The following is a 25,523-nucleotide window of genomic DNA, read 5'->3' on the forward strand; positions in this document are numbered from 1 at the left end:
AGCATGAAGCGGGTAATTGTTATTCTATTATCTCTTGTCATGCTTGCCGTTGTTGGGGCAGCCTCTGGCGTAATGTATGTCTCGAGCAAGGTTACCGATGAACTAGCATTAAAAAGTGAAACCTTATTTACGATAAAGAACGGCAGTAACGCTTATCGTACCGTGAAACACCTGCGTAAAATAGGCATGACCGATGTGTCGCCCTTTGTTGCTAAGGTGTGGCTCAAATTCTTTGCAGGCAGTACGTCTGTTAAGTCTGGCACCTACATGCTGCGCCCAGGGCAGTCACTAGTAGATGTGTTTACCTTGTTTACTGAGGGCGATGAGCATCTCTTCGCAGTGAGTCTAGTTGAAGGGCTAACCCTTGCACAGTGGCTTGAGGTGCTTAAACAAAACACAGATTTGGTGTTTGATTTAAATGAAGGGAAACTAAACCAGCTCCCTCAGGATAATGGCGTAGATTGGTGTTGCGAAAACGTTTCGCATACAGAGGGCGTATATTTGGCTGATACGTATTTCTTTACCAAAGGCACAACCGCAAGCGAGGTATTGAAAAGAGCACACCGCGCGCTAATTGACTTTGTCTCTAGCGAATGGGAGTTACGGGATGCCGAACTGCCGTTAGCCACACCTTACGAGGCTCTTATCTTGGCGAGTATCATTGAAAAAGAAACGGCTGTGCCTGCGGAACGTGACATGATTTCAGGCGTTTTCGTCAATAGGCTAAACAGAAATATGCGTCTTCAAACTGATCCCACCGTGATTTATGGTATCGGTCCTACGTTTGACGGAAACATTACCCGTAAGCACTTGCGAACAGCAACGCCTTACAATACCTATGTTATTAAAGGGCTCCCACCTACGCCTATCGCGATGGCAGGCAAGGCCGCCATTCACGCTGCGTTGCACCCACTGACAACGGATGCACTCTATTTTGTGGCGAAGGGCGATGGCAGCCATCAATTTTCTACGACACTAGCTGAACACAATGCAGCTGTGCGAAAATACCAGTTAAAACGATAGCCGTATTGATGCAGACAACCGATACGTTATAGCTAAATAAAAACAGAGTTTAAAAAGTAATGCGCGGAAAGTTTATTGTAGTTGAAGGCCTTGAAGGGGCAGGAAAAAGCTCAGTGATTGGGCTGATTGTTCAAGCATTAAAAGGTGCAGGAAAGCGCGTTGAGCAAACTCGTGAGCCAGGCGGCACACCGATGGCAGAAGCCATTCGAGAATGTGTAAAACACGACTGGGATGAGACCGTGAGTGAGGAGACTGAACTACTTCTTATGTATGCGGCGCGTGTACAATTACTTACCAATAAAATCTTACCTTCACTTGATGCTGGTGCGTGGGTGGTAGGTGACAGACACGACCTGTCATCTCAAGCCTATCAAGGCGGTGGTCGGGGCGTCAGTGGAGAAACAATGTCGGCCATCAGCGATATCGCCCTTAAAGGGTTTAAGCCAGATTTAACTCTATATCTGGATGTCGAGCCTGCGGTTGGACTAGAGCGCGCCCGCGGGCGAGGGGAGCTTGACCGCATTGAGCAAGCGGGGCTCGCCTTTTTCGAACGAACTCGTGCAAAATACTTGTCTCTTGCTAAGCAAGATGAATCTATCGTCGTGGTTAGTGCAATGCAGCCTATGGAAAAGGTTCATCAAGACGTGATTGCGATTATCAATGACTATGTGACGAACACAAGTAGCGAAAGCAGTAACATTGCTCGAAACGAAAGCCAGCAGGGGAAAGGCTAATGCAAGTAATGCCTTGGTTTGCTACAACGTTCTCGACGTTACTGTCGCGATATATGGCAAAAAAACTACACCATGGTTTATTGCTGACAGGGCCAAAGGGAATTGGAAAATACCAGCTCGCGTTAGGGTTAAGCAATGCGCTATTGTGTAAGCAGCCAAGCATAAATGGGCCATGTGAACAGTGTCAAAGTTGCCATTTGAGGCAAGCTGGAAACCACCCAGACTTTCATGTTTTAGAAAGTGAAAAGCAGTTAGGTGTGGATAAAATTCGCGAGGGCATTGGCAAGCTATCAGGTACTGCGCAAATGGGGGGCAATAAAGTGTTGTTGATTCCCCGTGCCGATACCATGACGGAAGCGGCAGCTAATGCACTGTTGAAAACCTTGGAAGAACCCACAAATAATACCTTCTTGCTGCTGATCACTGACAGTATCAATAAAATTATGCCGACCATATTAAGTCGATGTGAACGGCAGATACTCTCGCTCCCGTCAGTGTCAGACAGTTTGAACTACTTAAACGCTAAGGGCGTAGAAGATGCAAGCGAAGCGTTACTGGCAGCTTATGGCTATGCCCCTCTTCGCGTAGAAGAGGCCCTCAGTGGTGAAGAAGACATTAGCTATCGCAATTTTAGCGATGGTATGCAAGCGCTCTTAGCAGGCGATGCAAATTTGCAAGTACAAACGCTTGCGAATAAGTGGCAGGACAATGCGCCTCAAATCGCATTGTGGTGTCAACAGATGGCCCATGACGAATATAAAAAACGTCAACAGGCTGTTGATTTTAAACGCTATGAAGCGTGTGTTGATGCGGTAAGAACGCTGCAGCACGCAGGTGTTAACAAATCAATGGTACTTTTTGGGTTACTAAAGCAATTTCAACGTTAATAGGCAAATGCTGGCTTGTCGAAGCCCTTTTGTCTGACAGCAATTTTTTAAAACAGGTGTAGTTTGTTCGTAGATTCTCATTGTCACTTAGACCGACTTAAGCAAGGGCCAGAAGAGCTGGCTGAAACCTTAAATTTCGCAAGAACCCGAGGTGTTGAACACTTCCTTTGTGTGTGCGTATCTGTTGGTGATTACGACAGCATGTTAGCAGCTGTAAGTCAGTTTGAAGATGTATCTGTATCTTGTGGTGTGCACCCACTACATCAAGATGAAGCGTGTAGCTATGAAGAACTGCTAGAGAAAGCGCAGCGTGAAGAAGTTGTAGCCATCGGCGAAACTGGGCTGGACTATTTTTATAGCCCGGAAAGTAAAGAAGTCCAGCTAACATCTTTCGTCGACCACATCAAAGTAGCTAACGAAACTAAAAAGCCATTAATTATTCATACGCGGGATGCAAGGGAAGACACCATTAACTTACTCCGCCAACACAAAGCTGCGCACACCAAAGGTGTTTTGCATTGCTTTACTGAGTCATTAGACATGGCGCAGGCAGCAATAGAAATGGACTTCTATATCTCTATTTCAGGCATCGTAACCTTTAATTCAGCAGATGAATTGCGTGAAGTGGTAAAAGCGATCCCTTTAGAGCGACTACTTATTGAAACTGACTCACCATGGCTTGCGCCAGTTCCTCATCGAGGTAAACAAAACCAGCCAGGTTACGTGGTAGAAGTGGCAGAATTTATTGCTGAGCTTAAAGGCGTGACGGTAAAAGAATTAGCGGAAATTACCACGGAAAACTTCTACACGCTGTTTTCTTTAGCCGCTAACAAGAAAACCGCGTAGCGGTAAGTATAGGCGATTTTACTCTCGGAGGTGGTTATGCCCCAGTGGCGACAAGGGTTGACAAAGAGTCTTCACCAAACCCGCAGTATGCCAGAAAGTCGTTACTTTCAGTTGGCTACTGTGGACGGTAGTGGTGTACCGTACTGCCGTACCGTGGTTTTTAGAGGGATCACCGACGACAACCAACTGGTGGTTATTTCTGACACTCGCTCAGATAAATATGACCAGCTTGGCCAGAATCCTCACTCGCAGGTTTGTTGGTATTTCTCTAAAACTAGGGAGCAATATCGCTTCTCTTGTACTGCAACAATAATAACGTTACATCAAGATGCTGACTTAGTTACTCAGCACTGGAATAAATTGTCAGATGCAGGCAAAAAGCAGTTCTTATGGGGCGAGCCCGGCACACCAAGAAACGATGGTTCGGCACTACAGGTTGAAGGGGATTTTGGTGTAGTACCACCTCATTTCTGTGTGATCATACTTGCTATTGATTGCGTAGATTACCTGAATTTGAGAGGTAACCCTCAAAGCCGAGAGTGGCATCAAAAAGATGCGAGTGGTAACTGGGTGAGCCAATCTCTTATTCCTTGATACAGCTCCACTTTGGCGCATAAACGTCTTCTAAGTGATTTAGCTTATTATCTTGGTAAGGTTTTCAAATTAGGTTCTTGTTAGATATGTGCCCAATTTTTTGAGCGACAAGTTTTAAGCCCTTCTCGTTGTTGGAAGTAAACATCCAACAGCGGGAAGGGTGAATGAGGGTTATAAAACTTGTGAAATTGGCGTGTCGCCTTTGAAGAGGTAAGTGATAGTATTTTCACCACTCTCTCTTGCAACGCTTTCGACGATAGCGGTAGCCACATCCTCTCTTGGAATGACTGCTTCATCCTGATTACTTGGCATATCAGTGCGCACTAAATGTGTACCTGGTTCATTTAGGAGAGTACCCGGGCGTAAAATAATGTGATGCAAACCGCTGTTTATTAAGTGTTCGTCAGCCATATGCTTTGCAACTAAGTAAGGCTTAATTGCTGACTCAACACTATCTGGGTCACCTGCGCCGATAGAGCTTACCATGATGAATTTAGATGTACCCGCTGCTTTGGCGTAATTTACCGCGTTGCGTGCAGCCCATAGATCAATCATGAGCGTTTTGTCAGCGCCTGTATTTCCACCGGAGCCCGCGGTGAATACCGCCACGTCAATTCCTTCAAAGTGTACAGAAAAATCTTTCTCCAGATCTTGCTCCACAACACTAAGATTATCGTTTTGTATATCAGATAACTTGTCTGGACTTCTAACTGGTGCTAACACCTTGTGTCCTGCATCTAAAAGTTTCACGGTAGCTTGTTTACCGATTTGTCCTGATGCGCCAATAACTAGTACGTTAGCCATAATGATATCCTCCTTGCAATTAAAAAGTGTTTATCTTTTCTAGATACACAACTGCTTAGTAAGCAAGTGCTAAAAGCGATCATAAACTGCGGTGGAATGCCATACTAAAGAGATTGGTTGCATAAATAGGCTAGCAAGATGCAATTAGCGAAATCAGCCGGGTGTTCTGGTTTGAAATCATGAAAGCTTATAGTTATTTCACAACAGCATTTCGCCCAGACTCTTTGCCTACGTAGAGCTTTTTATCAACTGCATGAATACAGGCATCTATACTGTCATAGTCCTTTATATCTGCGACGCCACAAGTTATGGTGACATTGACTGTGTGAGGCGGTGTTTCGACAACTTGTTCCGCTACACTTTTACGTAACTTTTCAGCAACCCAATACGCCTCTTGTAAATTTAGTGAAGGCAATAAAATCAAAAACTCCTCTCCACCCCAGCGTGAAATCACATCACTTTCTCGAAGATTATTTTCCAAGGTTTTAGCTACTTTAACCAAAACTGAGTCGCCAACGTGGTGGCCATACTGGTCGTTAATTTTTTTGAAAAAGTCGATATCAACAATCAGTAAAGAGAAACCACGATTATGACGTTTGAATTCTTGCCATTCCGCTTTGGCTCTTTGCGTAAAATAACGCCTGTTTTTAAGTGTAGTTAAAGAGTCTTGAGAAGATAAAAGCGTCAACTTCTCTACCATGGCTTCAAGGTCTCTCGTTTTTTCTTCTACTTTTAAAGAGAGCTCAGTTGAGCGCGCTTTTAGCGCCGAAATTCTTAGCCAAACGACAGAAGTGATGAGTAAGAGAACAGTGACTAACAAGGCGCCACGCCATATTGGCTTATCCCACCATGGTGGTATTACTATAATTTCAAGTTGGGCCTCATCGCTACTCCACACATTCTCTTGATTTATTGCTTTTACTGTAAAGCGATAATGTCCAGGCTCTAAATTGGTATAGGTAGCAACACGGGCTTTGTAGTCGGTAAATCGCCAGCTGTTTTCGAAATCTACCAGCTTATAAGCATAGCGCAGTTCGTTGGCGTTCATGTAGTCAGTGGCAGCAAACTCTATAGAAAGTGCGATATTATTATGAGTAAGTTCTACGTTTTCGCCCAAGTTAAGACGTTGTTGAACGCTAGTGCCATTGCTTTGATCACGGGTTACTGTTTCTACATTAGTAAGATGTACGCTAGGGGACCATTTTACGTTGGCGACATCAGAGGGTGTAAACTGAGTGAGCCCTTCGGCCCCGCCAAAAAGGATTGTGTTATTTTCGGTAGTGGCAACAGATCCAATATAATATCCCGTAGAGAGGGCACCATTTTCTGCGCCATAGTAGTAGAGTGTATCGAGGTCGGGCGCTAAGTATGTAATACCGACTATTGTAGAAATCCATAAACCGTATTCGTCATCTTCGACAATGGCGCCAATTGAAACTTTACTTAGTCTACTTTCAGGCTTAATTTGGGTGACATTAATAGATGAAAAGTCATCACTATCTTTAGTGACAAAATATAAGCCGTCGGCTTGTGTTCCTACCCAGTAACCGCCACGCTTCGAGCGAGAGATCCAAGTCACCACCGTACTGTCAGTTATTTTGTCGGTGTACTCGCTAATACTCGTTAACTCACCTGTAAGTTTATTCGCAAAGTGCAAGCCTGTTACTGTGCTCAGCCAAGCGCTTTCTTCATTTTCAAAAATAATGCGAGTGGTGAGGGAGAGCGGCCATTGTCTGATAACACGCCGTTCAGAAGGGCGATAAACAAAAACACCATCACTATATCCACCGAACCATATATCCCCTTGAGCATCCATGTTTATGCTGTAGCCAGACTTTCCTTGCAAAGCCACAATATCGAACTGGTTTGTTTTACTGTTTAGCTTCGCTAACCCACTGCGTGTCGAAACCCATAGCGTATCGTTGCTTTTGTCGTAGAAGACACTGGTTAACTTGTCGTTAGCCTTGTCATCTGAGGTTTGTGCGTTATTTGAGGTAAATGGTCCTTCATAGGTTTTATTGACGACATCATAAATCCATAGCCCTTTTTCATTTGTTAGCCACACCTTATTGCCTTGATAGCTGGCCATAGAGCCAATAATACGCCCGTTTCCTATTTCGGTAGTATAAAAATTACTCAGTTCTGGGTTGCTAATCGCGAACCCATCGTCTTTGGTTCCTACTACAACAAGGCCTGAGCTCGTTTGGTATAGGCTTGATACTCGCTCGTCTCCTGAATCTTTATCGCTGATAGGAAAACGTAACACTGTGTATGGGCTATGTGCTTTTAGAAGGTTTAAACCTCTTTCGGTTGCTACCCAAAGGTCACCATTACGCTGAAGTAGAATATCTGTAACCGAATTATCCGACAGCCCCTGTATTTCGCTGGTACACTGTTTGGTGATGACCTCGGGTTCTGAGTTGGGGGTAAATAAGCAAATGCCGTAAGAAGAAGTCCCTAACCAAAATCTCGAACGCTCGGCAGCGACGAGTCGCGTGAAGTTCACGCCTTTGTATGCAACTAAGTCCAGTGAACTTTTGAAAGAATCATACTTATAAAGTCCAGAGGTGGACGTTACATAAAGTGTGTTACCAATGAGCTCAATATCGGTAAGTGTGCTCGTAGTATCAGGAAGATAGCTGACTAACTCTATGCTGTCTGTTTTTTCGTGGTATCGATACAAATTTCGTTCGGATATTATCCACAGCGTGCCGTCGTGTGTAGTTTTCAGCCTATTGATGACCTGTTTGTCAAAAGAAGATGCAACAGGGAGGGCGTAATGTATAAACTTTTCGGTGTCTACATTTATTCGACTCAGACCGCTAAAGGTGCCAACCCAAACATATTGACCGTCTAAACTTGCTTCTAATTGAAGAACACTGAGTGTTTGTAGGCCCGTAGACTTATCTTTGTCCCACATTCCAAAATTTCTAAAGGTATAACCATCGAATTTATCAATGCCCGACTGTGATGCTAGCCAGAGAAAGCCGTATTTATCTTCCGCGGTATCCGAAACAGTGACATGGGTGATACCGCTTTCCATATCAAACGTGTGAAAGGCAGGGGCGCCAATTTGAGCGTGCGCGGAAAAGTTCCAGCTAACCAATGAAGCAAGGATAAAGAAGAGGTAAGCTGAAGGGCGGCACATGTTGTTGCAACATTAAAGATTATTCATAAAGGTAAGTTACGCTAATACCTAGGACTTTCAATAGAACAAAAGTTTAAATCGTACAAAAAAGCCCCATGGTGACGGGGCTAGATTATTTATAAATGCTAAAATTAAATTTGTGTTTCAGTACTTTGAGACGAATCACCAACCGCACTGGCGCGTTGCATTTTGCTCATCCAACCAGTTTTTTAGTGGTGCAAAGTAATCAGCAATGGTGCTGGCATCCATTTGCGGTGATCCCGTCAGTGTTTCAAGGGCATTCTGCCAAGGCTGACTCATTCCCATTTCTAGCATCTCATTTAGTGCTTTTCCTGCTTCTTCACTGCCGTAAATAGAACAGCGATTCAGCGGTCCTTCATCACCTGCAATGTCACACAATGATTTGTGGAATTGGAACTGCAGAATATGTGCAAGAAAGTAGCGCGTATAAGGTACGTTAGCTGGTACGTGATATTTTGCACCAGGGTCAAAGGCATCAGTACTGCGCTCAACGGGCGCCATTACGCCCTGATACTTTTCTCTTAGCTCCCACCAAAGCTGATTATATTGTTCCGGTGTTACTTCACCTGACATAACCTTCCAACGCCATTGATCAACCATCAAGCCAAAGGGAATAAAGGCAATTTTATCCAATGCCACCTGCATCAGCATACCGATATCATTTGATGCGTCAGGGATTTCATCTATCAAATCAATTTGCTTAAGGTACTTAGGTGTAATAGACAGAGCTATCGTGTCACCAATGGCTTCGTGGAAACCATCGTTTGCTGAGCCGCGGTAAAGCAGAGGCTGGTCTTTATAGGCGCGTTGATAATAGTTATGGCCTAATTCATGGTGAATAACGTTAAATTCTTCGCCAGTCTTTTGAATACACATTTTTATGCGAAGATCGTCTTTGTCATCCAAATCCCACGCAGAAGCGTGACACTGCACGTCGCGACCTTCAGGCTTCTGAAACATAGAACGTTCCCAAAAGGTATCTGGAAGCTCTTCAAAGCCAAGAGATGAAAAAAATGACTCGGCCTGCTTTACCATTGCTATTTCGTCGTACCCTTGTGCAGCGAGTGCACCAGTTACATCAGGAACCTTCATTTCCTGTTGAGGCTTAACGATATCGTAGATGTTTCCCCATGACTGCGCCCACATGTTACCCAACAGGTGAGCCGGAATTGGCTTGTCTTGTGGCACTACGTCTTCGCCGTAATGTTCACCAAGCTTTGCCCGAACATGACAATGAAGTGACTCGTAGAAGGGTTCGACTTGTGTCCACAAACGGTCCAACTCTTTTGGGAAGTCGTCGGCTGGCATGTCATATTTGCCACGCCATAACTCACTTACGTTTTCAAACCCAAGTTCTGCAGCGCCCTCGTTAGCCAGTGTTACTTGTTCAGCATATAGTGGTGCCATAGGTTTAGAGACTTCGCGCCAGCCTGTCCAATACTCTAACAATTTATCGGCATCGCGTAGGGTAGCCATTTCTGCGCTCATTTCGACCAGGCTTTTACACGTACCATCTTCGCTGCAATACTCACCAGAGCCGTACATGGCACTTAAATCAGAACCAATTTTTGCAAGACGCTCAGCTTTTTGTGCATCTGCCGGCGGCGGCATTGTTAAACTGTTTTTAAGTAGATCAAGCTGCCTGCGAGTGTCGGTATCTACTTCTACATCGTTAAACTTCGCTGCTTCTTTCGCTAGCTTAGCCACTTTCGTTGAAAGTACTTCGTTAAAATAAGCACTGACTGCTGCTGTGTCGAAATTGATATTGGTAGCATAGCTCCACTCTGCATGTGCAGCTGGCACCTGCATCTTCGCGATATCATTTTGAGCTTGCTCTAAGAACTGTTTTGCGTCTTGGGCGGTAAGTTCTGGTTTAGTTTCTGTCTGTGGTGTACTTTCGCCACATCCCATAAGCGAAACGCTTACTAATGCTGCTATAAGAGTACGTTTATGATTGAGCATACTTTGTCCTTTAATTATTTTGATTTTAAAGTGAATCGATGTTCACATAGACATGCGGTAGCATTGTGAATCGCAATGCACCTTTTGTAAAACAAATTTAAGTTGCTCACATGCACGGAAGCCAGTGATGGCACGCAAAAAGAGATTACTAAGAAGTGCTCTTGGAAAGAAATCGATAAGCCTTTAAACTCAAACGGCTTCCAATGAAGTGAAGAACCTAATGAAGCACGAAAATGATGATTTTGAAGTTACTAACCCAGCTTTAGAAAGGCTATTTATTTATGGCAGCCTTGCACCTGATTGTCCAAACCACCACATTGTGTCCCATATTAGAGGCCGGTGGTTATCCGGCACAGTAAAAGGGCATCTTGTTAAACAAGGGTGGGGCGCAGCAATGGGTTTTCTAGGTATTATCATTTCCGACTCTTCAGTGCCCAAACAGCTAGTAAAAGGAATGGTGCTTGAATCTGGCCAACTCGGCGACAATTGGCCTATGCTAGATGATTTTGAAGGTGAGCAATATGAGCGGGTCTTCGTTCCGGTTAAAATAGACTGCGGCGAAGAAATATTTGCTTACATTTATCAGATAGCACCAACTAAATAGAAAGGAAAAGTTATGTCAACGGAAGAACCACTCTATTGGGGTTTAAACGCTCGAAGCTATTGCACGCTTATTCATGTTTCTCAATTATCCAGCTTCGTTATACCTGGTTTGGGGGTCATATTGCCTATCGTGCTATGGATTGCTCACAAAGATCAGAACGAAGACATCAACCAGCACGGCAGGGTGACTGCGAATTGGTTGATAAGCTTGCTGATATACTCGGTTATTTGTTTTGTATTGACGTTAATAATTATAGGAGCGCTGGGCTTTATCGTTCTAGGTCTGATGAATTTCGTCTTTGCTATTGTGGCAGCGGTTAAAGCAAATAAAGGAGAGTTGTGGACTTATCCGCTAAGTTTTGAGTTCTTCAAACGTTAACCTCACAAATAACATGTTGCTTCAAGCAAGAAAGAACTGCGATTAAAAACTGCTTATAAAGGACATTTCTATATTGAAACGTCTTCGTACCTATCCCATAGCGGACACTGCAATGGCCAACGTAAACAATAACGCGATATGTTTTGGTTTTAATAGCATGCTCACCTCTTTTCTTATGACTTTTTCTACCGATTTTAACCTTAAAGGTAGTTTTCAAAATGGTGTCGCGCTATACATAATTAGTATAATTGAATTAAATGTCGCTAATGTCATTTGGTTGGCGCTATTATAAAGGCGCTATGACCAAGGTGTTATCGTCGAGCGATTTTGTTGGAAGGTAAGCTGAGTGCCGGGTTCTAGACTAGGAATTACTTCGCATTAAAGCGATCACTCGGCAGTACGCTGTGAATAAGGTACTGGCTTTTCAACTGTTTGGCGCTTTGAAGCGAAGTACTGCTACCGCGCTTCACTGTGCTTAGTGCTAGCGGTTTATTCTGGCGCTGCTTCTTAAGTAATTGGGATGAAGTCGCTTCCTTCATATTTACAAGCGTAGGTTGGGCTTCTTGCGCGAAACTGCAATTCATCAACGAATGTGCTAGAAAAAGTGCGATAGCTAAAAAACTGTTTTTATTTGGCCTTGTCATCACATTTTTTCTCTTTTTTGTTCAACGTAAACGCTAGACAATCTGATTAAGTACTACTTGATTCGATGTCGATGGCTGAGGTGGTTGCACCCACCTCATTCATCGGCTTTGTTTGTTCGCTTTCATTACACCGAATGTGGAATGGAATCGAAAGATTAGGTGTTATACAAGGGTATTTTTTTATATACCTTTGTACCTAATACTCAAGCAATACATCACCACGCGGTTACACCGCCGTCTACGGCTATTGTTTGTCCATTCATATAGCTATTGCCTGGCGATAGCATAAGCATCATGGTGTTAACGATTTCCTGTGGCTCGCCCAGTCGTTTCATCGGGCTTCCCATGCCAAGCTGTTCTCTTGCCTCAGGGGTGTTGTAGCCGTCTACATTTAGAATGTTGGTTGGACTGTAAAAGGGGCATATGGCGTTTACGCGAACGTTTTTGCGGCCATATTCCACAGCTGCTGTACGAGTTATCCCTGACACGGCATGTTTTGCTGCAGCATACGCACCGCCCTTTGGCGCTCCGCCCAAGCCCGCGAGTGAGCTAACATTTAAAACGTGACCTTGCTTTTGTGCCAACATAACGGGTATCTGGTACTTCATTCCAAACATAACGCCTTTAACATTGACGGCAAACTGCGAATCCATGATTTCCTCTGTCATTTGATGAATTGGCGCTGGGTTATGCGCTATACCCGCATTATTTACGGCAATGTCTAGTTTGCCAAAGGTTTCCATGGCTTTATCAACTAGAGCTTTGTTAAGCGATTCGCTTGCTATATTGCCTGCTATCACGACTGCATTTGTTAGCGCCTTTACGTCGTTTTGTGTTTCTTCAAGGGCGGTTTCGTTAATGTCTGAAAGAACGAGTTTCGCTCCTCGGTTGGCAAGACCTAGCGATAACAGGCGGCCAAAACCACTGCCTGCGCCGGTAATTAATACGACTTGTCCAGAAAAGTCGAGTAGAGCGTCCATTGTTATCTCCTAATAGTTAATAGTTTCGTGTCGGTTGAAAGTCTTGTTACTTAAGCTGCGTATTCTGGATAAACTGAACAAGCAGATTGGCCAGCAGTTCCCCTTGGTCTTCCTGAATAAAGTGACCACCGTTTTTTATCTGTGTATGGGCCATGCCGTTGCAGCCAGGAACGAGCTTTTCAAATACTTTTTCTCCACCTTTGGTGACAGGGTCGCTATCACCAAATGCAGTAATAAAAGGTTTATTGTATTGCTTCAGTTTTTCCCATGCTTTTCTATTTGCTTGCGCCTCAGCATTATCGGGGCTTGTAGGAACTAGAAGAGGAAACATGCGGGCTCCTGCTTTGTAGCTTTCGTCAGGGAAGGGGGCATCGTAGCCAGCCAGCGTTGCTTCGTCCAATTCGGTGGTTGTTGCATTTTGAATAATGGTTGAGGTGGGGAATTCGGGCACGTCCTGAGAGAAACGACGCCACTTGATGAAAGCATAACTAGGCGAATGATCGCCGGTGGGCAGCCCAGTATTAGATACCATGACACCTGAAAAACGCTCAGGCATATCGGCGACGAGTCGCAGGCCTAGTAAACCTCCCCAGTCTTGACAAAAGAGTGTAACAGGGCCCTTAGTAGCCTGTGAAAACCAGTCTTTTAGCCATATCACATGACGAGCGTAGGAGTAGTCCTCCTTTCTTACTGGTTTATCTGAGCGTCCAAAACCAATGAGATCCGGCGCGATGACATTGAATCCCGCATCAGCCAATATGGGCATCATCTTGCGGTACAAATATGCCCACGTCGGTTCGCCGTGTATTAATAGCACGGTATGTCCGTCTTTAGGTCCACATTGATAATGGGCCATTCTTATTTCACCGCTTACTGTGTCAGTTATTTCAGTGAAACGGGGTGGGTAAGGAAAGTCAGTGATTTTATTAAAGGCGCTTTCCGGTGTTTTAAGCACTTGCATAGCCAATCATCCTTTTGTAAATAAAATGTAATTACAAGTGTTGCTCGATTAACAAAAACACCGGTTTTATTTTCTGTCAAATAAACCTTAGGCAAGGTAGGACAGGCTCTGCGCAGAGAAATGAATTCACAAAGGGGCTGGCGGTCAATATTAAATATTATGATAAATGTCTATAACACCAATAAACTTGGATGATTGACAACACTGCAATAACATCCAGTTAACGTGATAAACAGGACATGGTTATGACTGAGATGGAAAATAAAGCCGTAGAATATGCAGTACAACAGGGTGTTGCCACGCTGACAATGCAAAGTGCGCCCGTTAATGCGCTGTCACGCGCTATCAGAGTAGGGTTGATAGAAGGCATAAACAATGCACTAAATGACGACAGCGTAAGTGCCATTGTTATTACTTCTTCACTACCTATTTTTTCGGGTGGAGCTGACATCAGCGAATTCTCTGGTGGCGATTTGTCTCCCATGCTGCCTGAGGTACTAGACAAGATTGAAAATGCGTCTAAGCCGGTTGTTGCTGTTCTCCCTGGACCAGCATTCGGCGGTGGCTTAGAAGTGGCGCTAGCTTGCCATCATCGCATCACCTTTGCCGACAATAAGGTGGGTCTTCCAGAGGTAAATCTAGGCATATTACCGGGCGCAGGCGGTACTCAGCGCCTTCCTCGTTTAGCCGACGCACAAACATCGTTAGAAATGATCGTAACAGGCAAGCCTACGTCGGTGGTCAAACTTCCAGGTGTCTTCGACAAAATTTCTGATAAGCCTGAGCATTTACTTGAAGATACAAAAGCGTATTTACAAGCATTAACGCCAGATAAAGCGATTAAACGCACCAGTGATATCACGCTGTCCATGTCTGACGAAACGCAGGCGGTGTTTGATGCAGTAACTGCACAAACTAAAAAAGCGACCCGTGGTTTCTTTGCTCCATTAAAATGTATCGAAGCGGTACGCGGTGCTTATACGCTCGCTTTTGAAGATGGCCTTAAAAATGAAGGCAAGCTTTTCATGGAGTGTATGAACACGCCACAGGCGCGTGCCCAGCAGCATTTCTTTTTTGCTGAACGCGCAGCAGGTCACGTAAGCGATTTCGACAAAAATACCCCTGAGCGCAACATTGATAAAGTTGCGATTATCGGCGCTGGAACAATGGGCGGTGGTATCGCTATGAACTTCGCCAATGCCGGCATTCCAGTCACAATGCTTGAGCTCAAAGAAGAAGCGCTAGAGAAGGGATTAGCGCTTATTAGAAAGAACTACGAAAATTCAGCGAAAAAAGGGAAGTTAACTCAAGAGCAGGTAGAGAGCCGCATGGCACTGCTTTCAGGTACTACGTCGTATGACGACTTAGCTGATGTTGATCTCGTCATCGAAGCCGTTTTCGAGAAGATGGAAGTAAAGAAAACCGTTTTCTCGACGCTAGATAAAGTGTGTAAGCCAGGCGCCATTTTGGCTTCAAATACGTCAACATTGGATATAGACGAAATAGCGACAGCCACATCGCGTCCTGAAGATGTGATTGGTCTTCACTTCTTCTCACCAGCGAATGTGATGAAGCTACTTGAAGTGGTCAAAGCTGAAAAGACATCTGCTGAAGTTATTAAAACTTGTATGAAGATGGCCAAGAAAATCAGAAAAGTCGCTGTTTTGGTTGGCGTATGTTTCGGGTTTGTGGGCAATCGTATGATTGAGCCTTACGGCCGTGAAGCTAACCGCTTACTGCTAGAAGGAGCAACACCTGAGCAAGTTGATCGGGTTTTAACCGAGTTTGGCATGCCAATGGGGCCGTTCACTATGGGTGATATGGCTGGATTAGATATTGGCTACTATGTACGACAGTCTCGACAAGAGCACATTGCACACGACCCCGCTTACGGTGCAGTGGCAGATCGCTTGGTAGAAAAGGGGCGCAACGGACTTAAAACCGGACGCGGAGCTTACAACTATGAACCGGGGAGTCGAGTTCCTGTCCCAGATCCAGAAGTACTAGAAATTGCCAAGCAAGAAGCAGAACGCCTAGGCGTGGTTCAGCGTTCAGACATTAGCGATGAGGAAATTCTGGTTCGCGTCATGTACTCATTGATTAACGAAGGTGCTGCCATCTTAGAAGAAGGCATTGCAGCTAAATCTAGCGATATCGATGTGATTTATGTTTACGGTTATGGCTTCCCTGTGTATCGCGGCGGCCCTATGCAATATGCCGACGAAGTAGGGCTAGGCACTATTTTAGATAAGCTGACTACCTATCGTGATCAATTGGGTGATTACGGAAAGATGTGGCTTGAACCAAGTGATTTGTTGGTGAAATTGGCCCAAAGCGGCGGCACGTTTAAAAGCTATAAAGCGAAATAAACATAGCTCTCGTTAGCGAGAATTAATCGACGGTGAGAGCTAGCGATAGCTCTCGTTACCCGACATCCGAATTTGGTAAAGCTAGGTATTTTTGATAAGTAGCAAATAAGCCTAGCTAAACTTTGGCTGAACTTTCAGCCCAACTGAAAGGAACATGAAAATGCGCGATGCAGTTATCGTAAGTACAGCACGTACGCCAATCGGGCGCGCTTATAAAGGTGCACTGAACAATTTACCAGCCCCTTCATTAGGTGGCCATGCTATTCAAAACGCGGTAGCACGCGCAGGGATCGACCCTGCCAGTGTCGACGACGTGGTAATGGGCGCAGCGCTAACCCAAGGCAGTGGCGGCATGAATATTGGCCGCTTGGCTGGCCTAGCGGGTGGTTTACCGGTCACCGTAGCGGGTATGACACTCGACCGCCAATGTAGTTCTGGCATGTATGCCATTGCTACCGCAGCGAATTCAATTCGTACAGGCGATACCAACATTATGGTTGCGGGTGGCTTAGATTCTATCTCTTTAGTGCAAAACAAAAATATGAATATGTTTCGTGCAGTAGACCCTGCACTGGTTGCTAAGCACAAAGATATTTATATGCCAATGCTTCAAACTGCGGAAGTGGTGGGTAAGCGCTACAACATTAGCCGTGACGTACAAGATGAATACGGTTACCAAAGCCAAATGCGCACAGCAGCGGCTCAAGAAGCGGGCAAGTTTGATGATGAGATTGTACCTATCACAGCCGTTCAAGCCGTATTTAACAAAGAAACAGGTGAAACGTCAGAGCGCGAAGTGACCTTGTCGAAAGACGAAGGAAACCGTCCAGAAACCACGCTAGAAGGGCTTAAAGCGCTTAACCCAGTGATAGAAGGTGGTTGTATTACCGCAGGTAATGCAAGTCAGCTTTCTGATGGAGCCAGTGCGACAGTGATTATGGATGAGCACTCAGCGGCACAAGGCAATGCTCAGCCTCTTGGTATTTATCGCGGTATTGCAGTGGCAGGCTGTGAGCCAGATGAAATGGGAATTGGCCCAGTGTTCGCCATTCCTAAGCTATTAAAGCAGCATGGATTAACCATGGACGATATCGGTCTATGGGAGCTTAACGAAGCGTTTGCGGTACAAGTACTGTATTGCCGCGATAAGTTAGGCATTCCAGACGAATTATTAAATGTAAACGGCGGTGCCATTTCTATTGGTCACCCATACGGCATGAGCGGTGCTCGCATGGTGGGTCACGCACTCATCGAAGGTAAACGACGCGGTGCGAAATATGTTGTTTGCACCATGTGTATCGGTGGCGGCATGGGCGCTGCTGGTCTATTTGAAGTAATATAGGTATTGGGTATGGAAGGTTATAAAGCTCCACAACGTGACGCCATGTTTGTAACACATGAGCTACTAGATTATCAAAATCACTATCAAAAACTGGGTTTCGACGAAGCCTCTGAAGACCTAGTGTCTGCAATTTTTGCTGAAGCGGCCAAATTCTCTGAAAATACGCTGGCACCTATCAACGCGTCTGGCGATGAAGAAGGATGTAAGTGGGTTGACGGAGAAGTCACTACGCCAAAAGGGTTTAAAGAAGCTTATCAAACCTATGTTGAGGGTGGTTGGCCAAGTATGTCGCATCCAGAAGAGTTCGGTGGCCAAGCGCTTCCTTACTCGTTGTCTTCTATTATCGCTGAGTGGTTCTCTGGTGCTAACCACTCGTGGGCGATGTACCCTGGTCTCAGTCAGGGTTGTATGGAAACGCTTAAAGCTCACGGCACGGAACTGCAGCAAAAAATGTTTCTTGAAAAATTGGTTAGCGGTGAGTGGACAGGCACAATGTGTCTAACTGAAGCACACTGTGGCTCAGACTTAGGTATGCTTAAGTGCCGTGCCGAGCCTCAAGAAGATGGCAGCTACAGCTTAACAGGCACAAAAATCTTTATCTCTGCCGGTGAGCACGATATGTCTGAGAATATCGTACACATCGTGCTGGCGCGCTTACCTGATGCGCCAGAGGGTACAAAAGGTATTTCGCTCTTTGTTGTACCAAAGTTCAACGTATCTGAAGAGGGTGAAAAGCAAGACAGAAACGCGGTAGCCTGTGGCAGTATTGAACACAAAATGGGTATTAAAGCCAGTGCAACCTGTGTTATCAACTTTGACGGCGCTAAGGGCTTCTTAATTGGCCCACCTAACCGTGGTCTAAACTGCATGTTTACCTTTATGAACACTGCGCGTATCGGCACAGGTCTTGAAGGCTTAGCTGCATCTGAAGCTTCTTTCCAAGGCGCATTGCGCTATGCGAAAGACCGCATTCAGTTTCGCTCTTTAACGGGGCGTAAAAATCCTGATGGCCCTGCTGACCCAATAATTGTGCATCCTGATGTGCGCCGTATGCTACTAACACAAAAAGCGTTTGCTGAAGGAAATCGTGCGCTAGCGGCTTACTGCATGCAAATGGTTGACGTCACGCTCTACGGCGATGATGCGGCAGAAAAGCAGGTCGCAGAAGCTAAACTTGCTTTCTTAACGCCTATTGTTAAAGCGTTTTTGACCGAAACAGCACAAGAGTCAACGAGTTATGGCATGCAGGTTTACGGCGGTCATGGCTTTATTAAAGAGTGGGGCATGGAGCAGCTAGCTCGCGATACACGTATTTGTACTATGTACGAGGGTACAACGGGTATTCAAGCTGTTGACTTATTAGGTCGCAAAGTAATGGGCTCTAATGGCGAATTACTTAATGTATTTGTTCAAGAAGTTCGCGACTACTGTAATTCATTGCGCGACAACGCCCAGTTTAGCGCTTGGACCAATGCACTTAACTCTCATCTTGACGAGTGGCAGCAAATTACCATGGACATTGGTAAAGCAGCAGCGTCGAACCCAGACGAAATTGGCGCAGCGTCTGTCGATTACCTAATGTACTCAGGTTATGTCACCGTTGCTTACTTCTGGCTTAAAATGGCAGTGAAGGCACAAGAGCAGCTTGATGCAGGTAGCACTGAAACCGAGTTTTATAAAAGTAAAATTTTAACAACGGGCTTCTACTTTGACCGTTTGTTAACCCGTACTCGCTCGCTTGTTTCAGCTATGCAGTCAGGTGCTGACAACTTAATGTCTATGCCAGAGAGCATGTTTGCTATCGAATAGTGACATACAAGCCAGACACGTGCGTTAAGAAAAGGCGCACTAAAGGCCGAGAAAATAATGTAGCCGGGAAAATGATTTAAACAGTAATCATCGGATACCTTATTTTGCTCGGCTTTTTTGTTTCTTAAAATCACATAGAGGAAGTGAGCACATTGGTTGATTCCAAATACGCAATGGTTGATGGGGCCTCAATTCATTATTTATCCCGAGAAGAAGAGGGCGCAAAGAACCCCATAATTATAATGCTTCATGGCTTCCCAGAGAACGCACATACGTGGGAGGCGTTAATGTCGTTGCTTCCGACTTCACTAGACATCATCGCTCCAGATTTGCCCGGTTATCATTTATCGACCCCACTGCCTAAGGAAAAAGACTACCAAGTGCCATCGCTTATTAGCCGAATGGCCGCGTTTATCGAGAAAGTTAGAAAAGGTCGTCAGGTTATTTTGATGGGGCACGATTGGGGTGGGGCAATAGCGTGGCCATTAGCCGCTTTTCACCAAACATTGATAAGCAAGCTCGTTATTGTAAATGCTGCGCATCCATCTTGTTTTACACGTGCAATTAAAACCTCTTCTATGCAAAGAGAAAAAAGCCAGTATATCGCTACGCTCATAGATAGGAACGCAGAACACATTCTTTCAAGTACAGACTTTCAGCTATTAAAAAATATGATCGGAAACTGCTTTTTTGAGCAAGAATCTAGCTACTCAAGAGAGTTACTCAACGATTGGCGTGACCCTGAAATCCTTAGAGCGATGCTCTGCTACTATAGGCAAATGCCACAACAAGTGCCTCAAATGAATGTATCTAAAAAAGTGTTAGATGACATTCGTATACCCGAGATATTTATTCACTGCCCAACGCTACTATTATGGGGAGAGCAGGATGATGCATTTGATTTAAGTGTAATAGATAAAATTGAACACTATGTTCCGCAGATTACAAAGCGGTTCAATCCGAGTGCGTCGCATTGGTTACACAGGGAAAAGCCTGAGTGGGTGCAAAAAGAAATGATAGATTTTATAGAGCCTAGAAAGGGGTGAGGCCCCTAAAAGGGGCCTCCAGTGCGGCGTCCTGCCGCTACCATGTTGAACCGGTGTATCACATGGTGTGATTAATTTGTTGTATTAAATTCTGCCGTCAAGTTCAGCTGAAATAGGTGAGCTTTGTAAACCTTGCTCTGCAATCCACGCTTGTAGCGTTTTGCCGTCTGATTCTGGCTGAGCCAGATCTTTACTTGGCATTTTCTTAACTAGCAGAGTACCCACTTCAACGGCATTGTTTGTAATCGCCGTGCGAATAAGGCTTTGACCATTGCATGAAATACCAGAGTAGTAATCGCGAAGCTTTAGTTTGTAGTCAGACTGTACACTACGCATTTTTTTGCGAAGTTCGCCTTTATCATCTGCTTGGACAATAGTACAAATGTTTGCCAGTGCTTCGTTGATGTCATTAGCCTGAGCAGCGTTAGAGAAAGCTAAAGTAGATGCCGCAATTACTAGAGAAGTTTTAACGATTTTCAACATGGTTAAATTCCTTCGGTTGTTGTGTTTAAGATTATGTTTGTTCGTTGAGATGTATTAAACCTGAATCTAAGTGACTGAAAAACATATTGTAAAATAACAGGGTATACCAAAGTATACCTATAGGATATAAACATGCTCCGGGCTGCGTATCTCGCTCAATATTTTAATACCAAAACAGTCGTGTTAAATTTTGTAGGGGAAGCTGTATAGTAAAAGGCAATAAAAAAGGCCCCGTAGCAGAGGGGCCTTCAGCGCAGCATGTGCTGCTACCATGTTGAATTGGCTCACATGGTAATGTGAAAGTGGTTATTAAATTCTGTCATTCAGCTCTGCTGAAATTGGCGAGCTTTGTAGTCCTTGTTCCGCAATCCATGCTTGTAGGGTTTTACCGTCAGACTCTGGCTGCGTAAGGTCTTTGCTAGGCATTTTTTTCACAAGCAACGTGCCTACTTCTACTGCATCATTAGTAAGGGCTGTACGAATAAGGCTTTGACCACCGCACGAGACACCAGAGTAATAATCACGTAATTTTAGTTTAAAGTCTGATTGTACTCGGCGCATCTTTTTACGTAGTTCACCTTTATCGTCAGCTTGAACGATAGTGCAAATATTTGCCAATGCCTCGTTTACATCGTCAGCATGAGCTGCGTTTGAAAAAGCTAATGTAGAAGCGGCGATGATTAGAGAAGTTTTAACAATTTTCAACATGGTTAAAGTTCCTTCGTTTGTATTATTAATCGGTTTGTTTGTTCGGGATTAATTAAAAAACAAACAAAACGATTAAAAAATACTCACTCGAATAACAGAGTATGTTGACGAATACCTTATACTAAAGGTGTAAAAGGAAAGAAGGAGGCTATAGCCTTTAGTATAAGAGGCGTTGGAGAGAATTAGAGGTCGCTAGGGTAGCGCCTGTTAGTCATCAAATAAAGTGCAAAAAAACGGCATATATGCCGTTTTTTTTGCATTTTGACAAGGTTGAAAGACGAAGTTGCGCACATTTTGCCATGGTGAGTGGGCGCAAAAGTACATCAAGATTGGTTGTTTACTCGGTGGAACACAGTCCTAGACGTCGAGTAACGCTGATGCCGTCCGCTCCGTTGTTATAAGGCCATTTAAAAACTTAGAGCGAAGTGCGCCCCTTATCGCTTTAAATTTACTATCGCCGGCCGCTACGCCAATAACGGGCTTTTCTGGCGTAGCTTTTAATTTAAAGCTCGTCACCCTTTCGTTGATATCGCATTTAATGAGTGCACCTTCCTCATTGAATATCCAACTTATTATTTCCCCACAAGCGCCAGAATCAGCCAAGACGCCTAATTCGTCATCACCGATAAAGCCGTCTTTGTAAAGCGGCGATACGCTACCTAAATTACCGATGCCAACAAAACTAATATCTGCCTGTTCAGCAAGTGAGTGAATACGTGATATATGCTGTTGTTGCTGCCACACTTCGCGTTCTGTGTTGCTTGAGGCTATAACTGGTATCGGCATGGGGTAATGCTGTGCTTTTACTCTATCTGCAACGTGAACGGCAACATCATAACGAGTTGCTTCGCCGTTTTCTGCAATATTGCCAACCAAAGACACTATTTTATGTTGAGGGCAATGCAAAATAGATAGTTCATCGGCACATGCTCGAAGAACGCGCCCTGTACCAAACGCAATAGTCTGTGGTGCATCAAATTTAAGGGCACGCTCTATGGCGGCAGCACCAGCTTGGCCGAGTCCCTGTGTGGAATTAGGATCGTCGTCAACGTTGGGTACCACCTCGCAAAACGTGAGCCCGAATTTTTCTTTAATCCCTTGCGCCAACTCCATGCATCTGGCTATGGGGTGCTCTAAACGCACTTTAACTAAGCCTTCCGACATAGATAACGCTACAAGGCGCTGAGCGCTCTGGCGTGATGTGTTAAGGGTCTTTGCAATTTCGTCTTGTGTTTTGCCCCCAACGTAATACATCCATCCTGCTCTAGCGGCTTCGTCTAGTTTGTTGAGTTCGTTTTGTGCTTTCTTACTCATTTATTTTTCTCGCGTCGAAAATGTCAGGGAGAAGAGAATAAAATTCGTCCCATGAATTGAGTGATTTACTGTTATTCGGAATATCAGCTTTTGTATCGTTATGTAGATGTGCACCACCCCTGTAGTGTAGGTAGGGCATCTTGCCGGCTACTGCTGCGGTCAAACCGGGTTGAGAGTCTTCAATAACTAGACAGTTTTCAGGTCTTGTATTCATCTTTGCTGCGGCAAGTAAAAAAAGGTCTGGTGCTGGCTTTCCGTTTTTTACCATTGAGCGGGTGAAAATACGACCCTCAAAATAAGACAAGAGTTCGGTGCGTTTTAACGCTTTTTCAGTCCTTTCAGGTGAACTACTGGTGGCAACACAATAGGGGATGTCGTGGCCATCAAGATTAGATAATACATCAATGATGCCAGATGTTTTTCTCAATGAGTGTTCAAACTTTTCGTAAAGTAAAGCGTGAAAGTTTTCTTTAATTGCGTAGTTAAGGTCAAGCGAAAAGTCGTTCTTCACTACCTGCTCTACGTGCTCCAAGCTTTTACCAAGAAAGTGGTCTATAAAGTATTGCTTCGATAATGAAATGTTAAAATTGTTTAGCGTTTCCTGCCAAGCTTCCATCGACAGCACTTCGCTATCAATGAGTACACCGTCACAATCAAAAATCACTAACTTCACGGTATTTGTTTGCAAAGGTTACTTTCCTCATATCAAAAACACCAGTTATACAAAGACTTCACTGCCAAAAGAACAAAGACATTCGATCATCTTGGTATTCGCATTATAAAACAGTGTGGACATTTGCCTAAGTGTAAAGTAATTGATGCTTTGCTTTCTACCTTTTAAAAGAGTTTAGTAAAGCGCATGTCTAAAGCGTAATTTTTAATATGCAATTCATTAACAATTGGTCCCTCGCCTTTTTCTCATAAGTTCAAAAGATTAGCGTTTCATCAGCACTAGTTTGGCGAAAAATAGCAAATGATGTTGTGTTAAAAATGTACTTACATCGCAGTTTGTTTTGTTAATAGGTATTTACAATTTCACTCCCATGTGCAAATATCTCTAAAAATGAGATATGTCCCAAATGTTGGGCTAATGCCCATAAAAGTGATTTTCTATAAGGGACGACCACCTACAACAAGAGATTTGAAGATGAAGTCAACGTCGAGTGATATTGATATTTCACAAGTAAGCGATGAGCAACTCCCTGTTGCCAAACATAAATTAAAGGGATGGAAACATTTCATGGGCTTATATGCCGGTGAACATGTTGCCGCAACAGAATTTGTTTTTGGTGCAACGTTTGTCGCCTTAGGCGCCACCATGACCGACATTTTGTTAGGTCTACTAATTGGTAACCTATTAGCTGTTTTAAGCTGGACACTTATCACTACGCCTATAGCTGTTGAAACCCGTCTAAGCTTGTACTCCTATCTTCAGAAGATAGCGGGTGATTCGATGACAAAGCTCTATAACTGGGCGAATGTGATCATATTCACTGTAATATCCGCTGCGATGATCACGGTATCGGCAACGGCTGTGCGCTTTGCACTCAATATTCCTGCGCAGTTGAACTGGTATCCGACTAACTTAGCTTTTGTTGCTGTAGTGCTAGCGGTAGGGGTTATCGTTGTGTTTGTTGCCATGTATGGGTTTAACGCTGTATCTGACTTCTCACGTATTTGCGCCCCTTGGCTGTTCACTATGTTTATCTGTGGCCCGCTTATTCTTATGCCTGCTCTGGCAGAGTCGGTGATAGGACAAACGTTTTTAACATCGTGGAACGACTTTATGCACATCGGCAGTACGTCAGTGTGGACGGGGTTAACGCAAAGCGGTGAACCAGGCATTGGCTTATTAGAAGTTATAGGCTTTTCTTGGGCAGCTAATACTATCACGCACTTTGGCCTTATTGATATGGCGCTACTACGTTTTGCAAAGCGCAAGCGCTACGGGCTTTGCACATCAGCAGGTATGTTGTTCGGTCACTATATCGCATGGATTTCAGCGGGCATTATGGGGGCAGGAACCGCAGTTATCGTTCAAAAATCTATTGTTGAACTCGATCCAGGCGATGTTGCATTCCACGCGCTAGGTCTATCAGGCCTTGTTATTGTTATCGTTGCAGGTTGGACTACCGCAAATGCTAACCTTTATCGTGCAGGACTTGCTGCACAAGCTATTTTCAAAGATAAATCACGTACCAAAACCACTGCAATTGTCGGTATGGTTACGGTAGCTATTGCTTGCTTTCCGTTTGTATTTACCAAGCTACTACCATTGCTCACTTACGCCGGGCTACTTGTTGTTCCAGTGGGGGCAATAGTATTCGCTGAGCATATGATTTTCCCTCGAATTGGGTATACACGCTACTGGGCACATTATCAAAGTCTTACCCATAGCACACCAGCTGTTGCAAGCTGGGGCTTAGGACTTGTGTTTGGCTTTGGTTTAAATGCTTTAGATGTGATTTCCTTCTATTACCTGTTTATACCAACCTGGTTCTTTACTATTGCGGTTTATACTGCGCTTGCAGCCAAGTACGGCGCAAAACAATCTTACCCAGAACAAGAAGCGCAGGTAGAGGCTTTCGATGCTCGCGTTGAAGCGCATCAACAACAAGAAGCCGCGTTAGAAAACGATTACGTTGAAGATATTAGCGCTGTAACCAAACTATTGCGTCTTACTTCTGTAGCTAGCCTAGCTGTGTCCATCGCGCTAGCAATTAAAACTTTTTCTCTTAGTGACACGCTTGCAATGTACGAAGCGAATCGAGAACTATTTTTCAATATCGGGTTCGCGTGCACCGTTATCTATTTCGTTACTGCGTATTGGGCGATGCGTCGCCAAAAAGCGCTTCAAAGCTAATAA

22 protein-coding genes are annotated in these 25,523 nt (G+C 44.4%); 12 read left to right on the top strand and 10 right to left on the bottom strand.

Annotated elements, in window-relative coordinates; all coding sequences use genetic code 11:
• The first annotated feature begins 3 nt into the window (after positions 1-3).
• The 5 genes from mltG to ACYX4M_RS15140 all read left to right on the top strand — a co-directional run bounded on the left by mltG (position 4) and on the right by ACYX4M_RS15140 (position 4,084).
• Complete coding sequence (mltG, locus tag ACYX4M_RS15120) at positions 4-1,023, top strand: endolytic transglycosylase MltG (protein WP_476080728.1); 1,020 nt, start codon at positions 4-6, stop codon at positions 1,021-1,023.
• A 59-nt stretch (positions 1,024-1,082) separates the two neighbouring features.
• Positions 1,083-1,757 carry a dTMP kinase gene (gene tmk / locus ACYX4M_RS15125; RefSeq protein ID WP_476080729.1) on the top strand — a complete coding sequence of 225 codons (675 nt, stop codon included), beginning with the start codon at positions 1,083-1,085 and terminating at the stop codon, positions 1,755-1,757.
• Complete coding sequence (gene holB / locus ACYX4M_RS15130; RefSeq protein WP_476080730.1) at positions 1,757-2,644, top strand: DNA polymerase III subunit delta'; 888 nt, start codon at positions 1,757-1,759, stop codon at positions 2,642-2,644. The genes tmk and holB overlap by 1 nt, the downstream gene beginning before the upstream one ends.
• A gap of 63 nt (positions 2,645-2,707) precedes the next feature.
• A complete protein-coding gene (locus ACYX4M_RS15135; RefSeq protein WP_476080731.1) occupies positions 2,708-3,490 on the top strand; it encodes a TatD family hydrolase in 783 nt (260 codons plus the stop codon).
• Between the two features lie 36 nt (positions 3,491-3,526).
• Positions 3,527-4,084: a pyridoxamine 5'-phosphate oxidase family protein gene (locus ACYX4M_RS15140; protein ID WP_476080732.1), complete on the top strand. Its 558-nt coding sequence runs from the start codon at positions 3,527-3,529 to the stop codon at positions 4,082-4,084.
• Positions 4,085-4,255: 171 nt separating this feature from the next.
• On the opposite strand, the gene ACYX4M_RS15145 is transcribed toward ACYX4M_RS15140, so the two are convergent.
• The 3 genes from ACYX4M_RS15145 to ACYX4M_RS15155 all read right to left on the bottom strand — a co-directional run bounded on the left by ACYX4M_RS15145 (position 4,256) and on the right by ACYX4M_RS15155 (position 10,019).
• On the bottom strand, positions 4,256-4,888 hold the full coding sequence (locus ACYX4M_RS15145) for an SDR family oxidoreductase (protein WP_476080733.1): 633 nt from the start codon (positions 4,886-4,888) through the stop codon (positions 4,256-4,258).
• A 193-nt stretch (positions 4,889-5,081) separates the two neighbouring features.
• Positions 5,082-8,036 carry a ligand-binding sensor domain-containing diguanylate cyclase gene (locus ACYX4M_RS15150; protein WP_476080734.1) on the bottom strand — a complete coding sequence of 985 codons (2,955 nt, stop codon included), beginning with the start codon at positions 8,034-8,036 and terminating at the stop codon, positions 5,082-5,084.
• Positions 8,037-8,198: 162 nt separating this feature from the next.
• Positions 8,199-10,019: a M2 family metallopeptidase gene (locus ACYX4M_RS15155; protein ID WP_476080735.1), complete on the bottom strand. Its 1,821-nt coding sequence runs from the start codon at positions 10,017-10,019 to the stop codon at positions 8,199-8,201.
• A 220-nt stretch (positions 10,020-10,239) separates the two neighbouring features.
• Between ACYX4M_RS15155 and ACYX4M_RS15160 the strand changes: the two genes are divergently transcribed.
• Entirely contained in the window at positions 10,240-10,623 is a 384-nt protein-coding gene (locus ACYX4M_RS15160; RefSeq protein ID WP_476080736.1) for a gamma-glutamylcyclotransferase family protein, read from the top strand.
• 12 nt (positions 10,624-10,635) lie between these two features.
• Entirely contained in the window at positions 10,636-11,001 is a 366-nt protein-coding gene (locus ACYX4M_RS15165; RefSeq protein ID WP_474831272.1) for a DUF4870 domain-containing protein, read from the top strand.
• Between the two features lie 368 nt (positions 11,002-11,369).
• Here the strand turns inward: ACYX4M_RS15165 and ACYX4M_RS15170 are convergent, their stop codons facing one another.
• The 3 genes from ACYX4M_RS15170 to ACYX4M_RS15180 all read right to left on the bottom strand — a co-directional run bounded on the left by ACYX4M_RS15170 (position 11,370) and on the right by ACYX4M_RS15180 (position 13,586).
• Positions 11,370-11,645, bottom strand: a complete 276-nt coding sequence (locus ACYX4M_RS15170; RefSeq protein ID WP_476080737.1) for a hypothetical protein — start codon at positions 11,643-11,645, stop codon at positions 11,370-11,372.
• A 215-nt stretch (positions 11,646-11,860) separates the two neighbouring features.
• Positions 11,861-12,625 (bottom strand): SDR family NAD(P)-dependent oxidoreductase, encoded by a 765-nt coding sequence (locus tag ACYX4M_RS15175; protein ID WP_476080738.1) that lies wholly within the window; start codon positions 12,623-12,625, stop codon positions 11,861-11,863.
• Positions 12,626-12,671: 46 nt separating this feature from the next.
• Complete coding sequence (locus tag ACYX4M_RS15180) at positions 12,672-13,586, bottom strand: haloalkane dehalogenase (RefSeq protein WP_476080739.1); 915 nt, start codon at positions 13,584-13,586, stop codon at positions 12,672-12,674.
• A gap of 245 nt (positions 13,587-13,831) precedes the next feature.
• On the opposite strand from ACYX4M_RS15180, the gene ACYX4M_RS15185 reads away from it, so the two are divergent.
• From ACYX4M_RS15185 to ACYX4M_RS15200, 4 genes are all read left to right on the top strand, one after another.
• Positions 13,832-15,955 (top strand): 3-hydroxyacyl-CoA dehydrogenase NAD-binding domain-containing protein, encoded by a 2,124-nt coding sequence (locus ACYX4M_RS15185; protein ID WP_476080740.1) that lies wholly within the window; start codon positions 13,832-13,834, stop codon positions 15,953-15,955.
• 160 nt (positions 15,956-16,115) lie between these two features.
• A complete protein-coding gene (locus ACYX4M_RS15190; RefSeq protein ID WP_476080741.1) occupies positions 16,116-17,297 on the top strand; it encodes an acetyl-CoA C-acyltransferase in 1,182 nt (393 codons plus the stop codon).
• A 9-nt stretch (positions 17,298-17,306) separates the two neighbouring features.
• Positions 17,307-19,106, top strand: a complete 1,800-nt coding sequence (locus tag ACYX4M_RS15195; protein ID WP_476080742.1) for an acyl-CoA dehydrogenase C-terminal domain-containing protein — start codon at positions 17,307-17,309, stop codon at positions 19,104-19,106.
• A 152-nt stretch (positions 19,107-19,258) separates the two neighbouring features.
• Entirely contained in the window at positions 19,259-20,152 is an 894-nt protein-coding gene (locus ACYX4M_RS15200) for an alpha/beta fold hydrolase (protein WP_476080743.1), read from the top strand.
• Between the two features lie 84 nt (positions 20,153-20,236).
• On the opposite strand, the gene ACYX4M_RS15205 is transcribed toward ACYX4M_RS15200, so the two are convergent.
• The 4 genes from ACYX4M_RS15205 to ACYX4M_RS15220 all read right to left on the bottom strand — a co-directional run bounded on the left by ACYX4M_RS15205 (position 20,237) and on the right by ACYX4M_RS15220 (position 23,345).
• Complete coding sequence (locus ACYX4M_RS15205) at positions 20,237-20,635, bottom strand: DUF3718 domain-containing protein (protein ID WP_118495189.1); 399 nt, start codon at positions 20,633-20,635, stop codon at positions 20,237-20,239.
• A 309-nt stretch (positions 20,636-20,944) separates the two neighbouring features.
• Positions 20,945-21,343 (bottom strand): DUF3718 domain-containing protein, encoded by a 399-nt coding sequence (locus ACYX4M_RS15210; protein ID WP_334058211.1) that lies wholly within the window; start codon positions 21,341-21,343, stop codon positions 20,945-20,947.
• A 357-nt stretch (positions 21,344-21,700) separates the two neighbouring features.
• Positions 21,701-22,657 carry a sugar-binding transcriptional regulator gene (locus ACYX4M_RS15215; RefSeq protein ID WP_476080744.1) on the bottom strand — a complete coding sequence of 319 codons (957 nt, stop codon included), beginning with the start codon at positions 22,655-22,657 and terminating at the stop codon, positions 21,701-21,703.
• Positions 22,650-23,345, bottom strand: coding sequence for an HAD family hydrolase (locus ACYX4M_RS15220; RefSeq protein ID WP_476080745.1), 696 nt, complete (start codon positions 23,343-23,345; stop codon positions 22,650-22,652). The genes ACYX4M_RS15215 and ACYX4M_RS15220 overlap by 8 nt, the downstream gene beginning before the upstream one ends.
• 459 nt (positions 23,346-23,804) lie before the next feature.
• Between ACYX4M_RS15220 and ACYX4M_RS15225 the strand changes: the two genes are divergently transcribed.
• A complete protein-coding gene (locus tag ACYX4M_RS15225) occupies positions 23,805-25,520 on the top strand; it encodes a purine-cytosine permease family protein (RefSeq protein ID WP_476080746.1) in 1,716 nt (571 codons plus the stop codon).
• Positions 25,521-25,523: the final 3 nt, after the last annotated feature.

The sequence above is a fragment of the Alteromonas sp. ABV4_150 genome (genome assembly GCF_056311745.1).

Bases quoted from the DNA above. Each gene is read 5' to 3' on its own strand.
- mltG (WP_476080728.1), top strand. From the start codon at position 4: ATGAAGCGGGTAATTGTTATTCTATTATCTCTTGTCATGCTTGCCGTT.
- tmk (WP_476080729.1), top strand. From the start codon at position 1,083: ATGCGCGGAAAGTTTATTGTAGTTGAAGGCCTTGAAGGGGCAGGAAAA.
- holB (WP_476080730.1), top strand. From the start codon at position 1,757: ATGCAAGTAATGCCTTGGTTTGCTACAACGTTCTCGACGTTACTGTCG.
- ACYX4M_RS15140 (WP_476080732.1), top strand. From the start codon at position 3,527: ATGCCCCAGTGGCGACAAGGGTTGACAAAGAGTCTTCACCAAACCCGC.
- ACYX4M_RS15145 (WP_476080733.1), bottom strand. From the start codon at position 4,888: ATGGCTAACGTACTAGTTATTGGCGCATCAGGACAAATCGGTAAACAA.
- ACYX4M_RS15150 (WP_476080734.1), bottom strand. From the start codon at position 8,036: ATGTGCCGCCCTTCAGCTTACCTCTTCTTTATCCTTGCTTCATTGGTT.
- ACYX4M_RS15155 (WP_476080735.1), bottom strand. From the start codon at position 10,019: ATGCTCAATCATAAACGTACTCTTATAGCAGCATTAGTAAGCGTTTCG.
- ACYX4M_RS15160 (WP_476080736.1), top strand. From the start codon at position 10,240: ATGAAGCACGAAAATGATGATTTTGAAGTTACTAACCCAGCTTTAGAA.
- ACYX4M_RS15165 (WP_474831272.1), top strand. From the start codon at position 10,636: ATGTCAACGGAAGAACCACTCTATTGGGGTTTAAACGCTCGAAGCTAT.
- ACYX4M_RS15170 (WP_476080737.1), bottom strand. From the start codon at position 11,645: ATGACAAGGCCAAATAAAAACAGTTTTTTAGCTATCGCACTTTTTCTA.
- ACYX4M_RS15175 (WP_476080738.1), bottom strand. From the start codon at position 12,625: ATGGACGCTCTACTCGACTTTTCTGGACAAGTCGTATTAATTACCGGC.
- ACYX4M_RS15180 (WP_476080739.1), bottom strand. From the start codon at position 13,586: ATGCAAGTGCTTAAAACACCGGAAAGCGCCTTTAATAAAATCACTGAC.
- ACYX4M_RS15185 (WP_476080740.1), top strand. From the start codon at position 13,832: ATGACTGAGATGGAAAATAAAGCCGTAGAATATGCAGTACAACAGGGT.
- ACYX4M_RS15190 (WP_476080741.1), top strand. From the start codon at position 16,116: ATGCGCGATGCAGTTATCGTAAGTACAGCACGTACGCCAATCGGGCGC.
- ACYX4M_RS15195 (WP_476080742.1), top strand. From the start codon at position 17,307: ATGGAAGGTTATAAAGCTCCACAACGTGACGCCATGTTTGTAACACAT.
- ACYX4M_RS15205 (WP_118495189.1), bottom strand. From the start codon at position 20,635: ATGTTGAAAATCGTTAAAACTTCTCTAGTAATTGCGGCATCTACTTTA.
- ACYX4M_RS15210 (WP_334058211.1), bottom strand. From the start codon at position 21,343: ATGTTGAAAATTGTTAAAACTTCTCTAATCATCGCCGCTTCTACATTA.
- ACYX4M_RS15215 (WP_476080744.1), bottom strand. From the start codon at position 22,657: ATGAGTAAGAAAGCACAAAACGAACTCAACAAACTAGACGAAGCCGCT.
- ACYX4M_RS15225 (WP_476080746.1), top strand. From the start codon at position 23,805: ATGAAGTCAACGTCGAGTGATATTGATATTTCACAAGTAAGCGATGAG.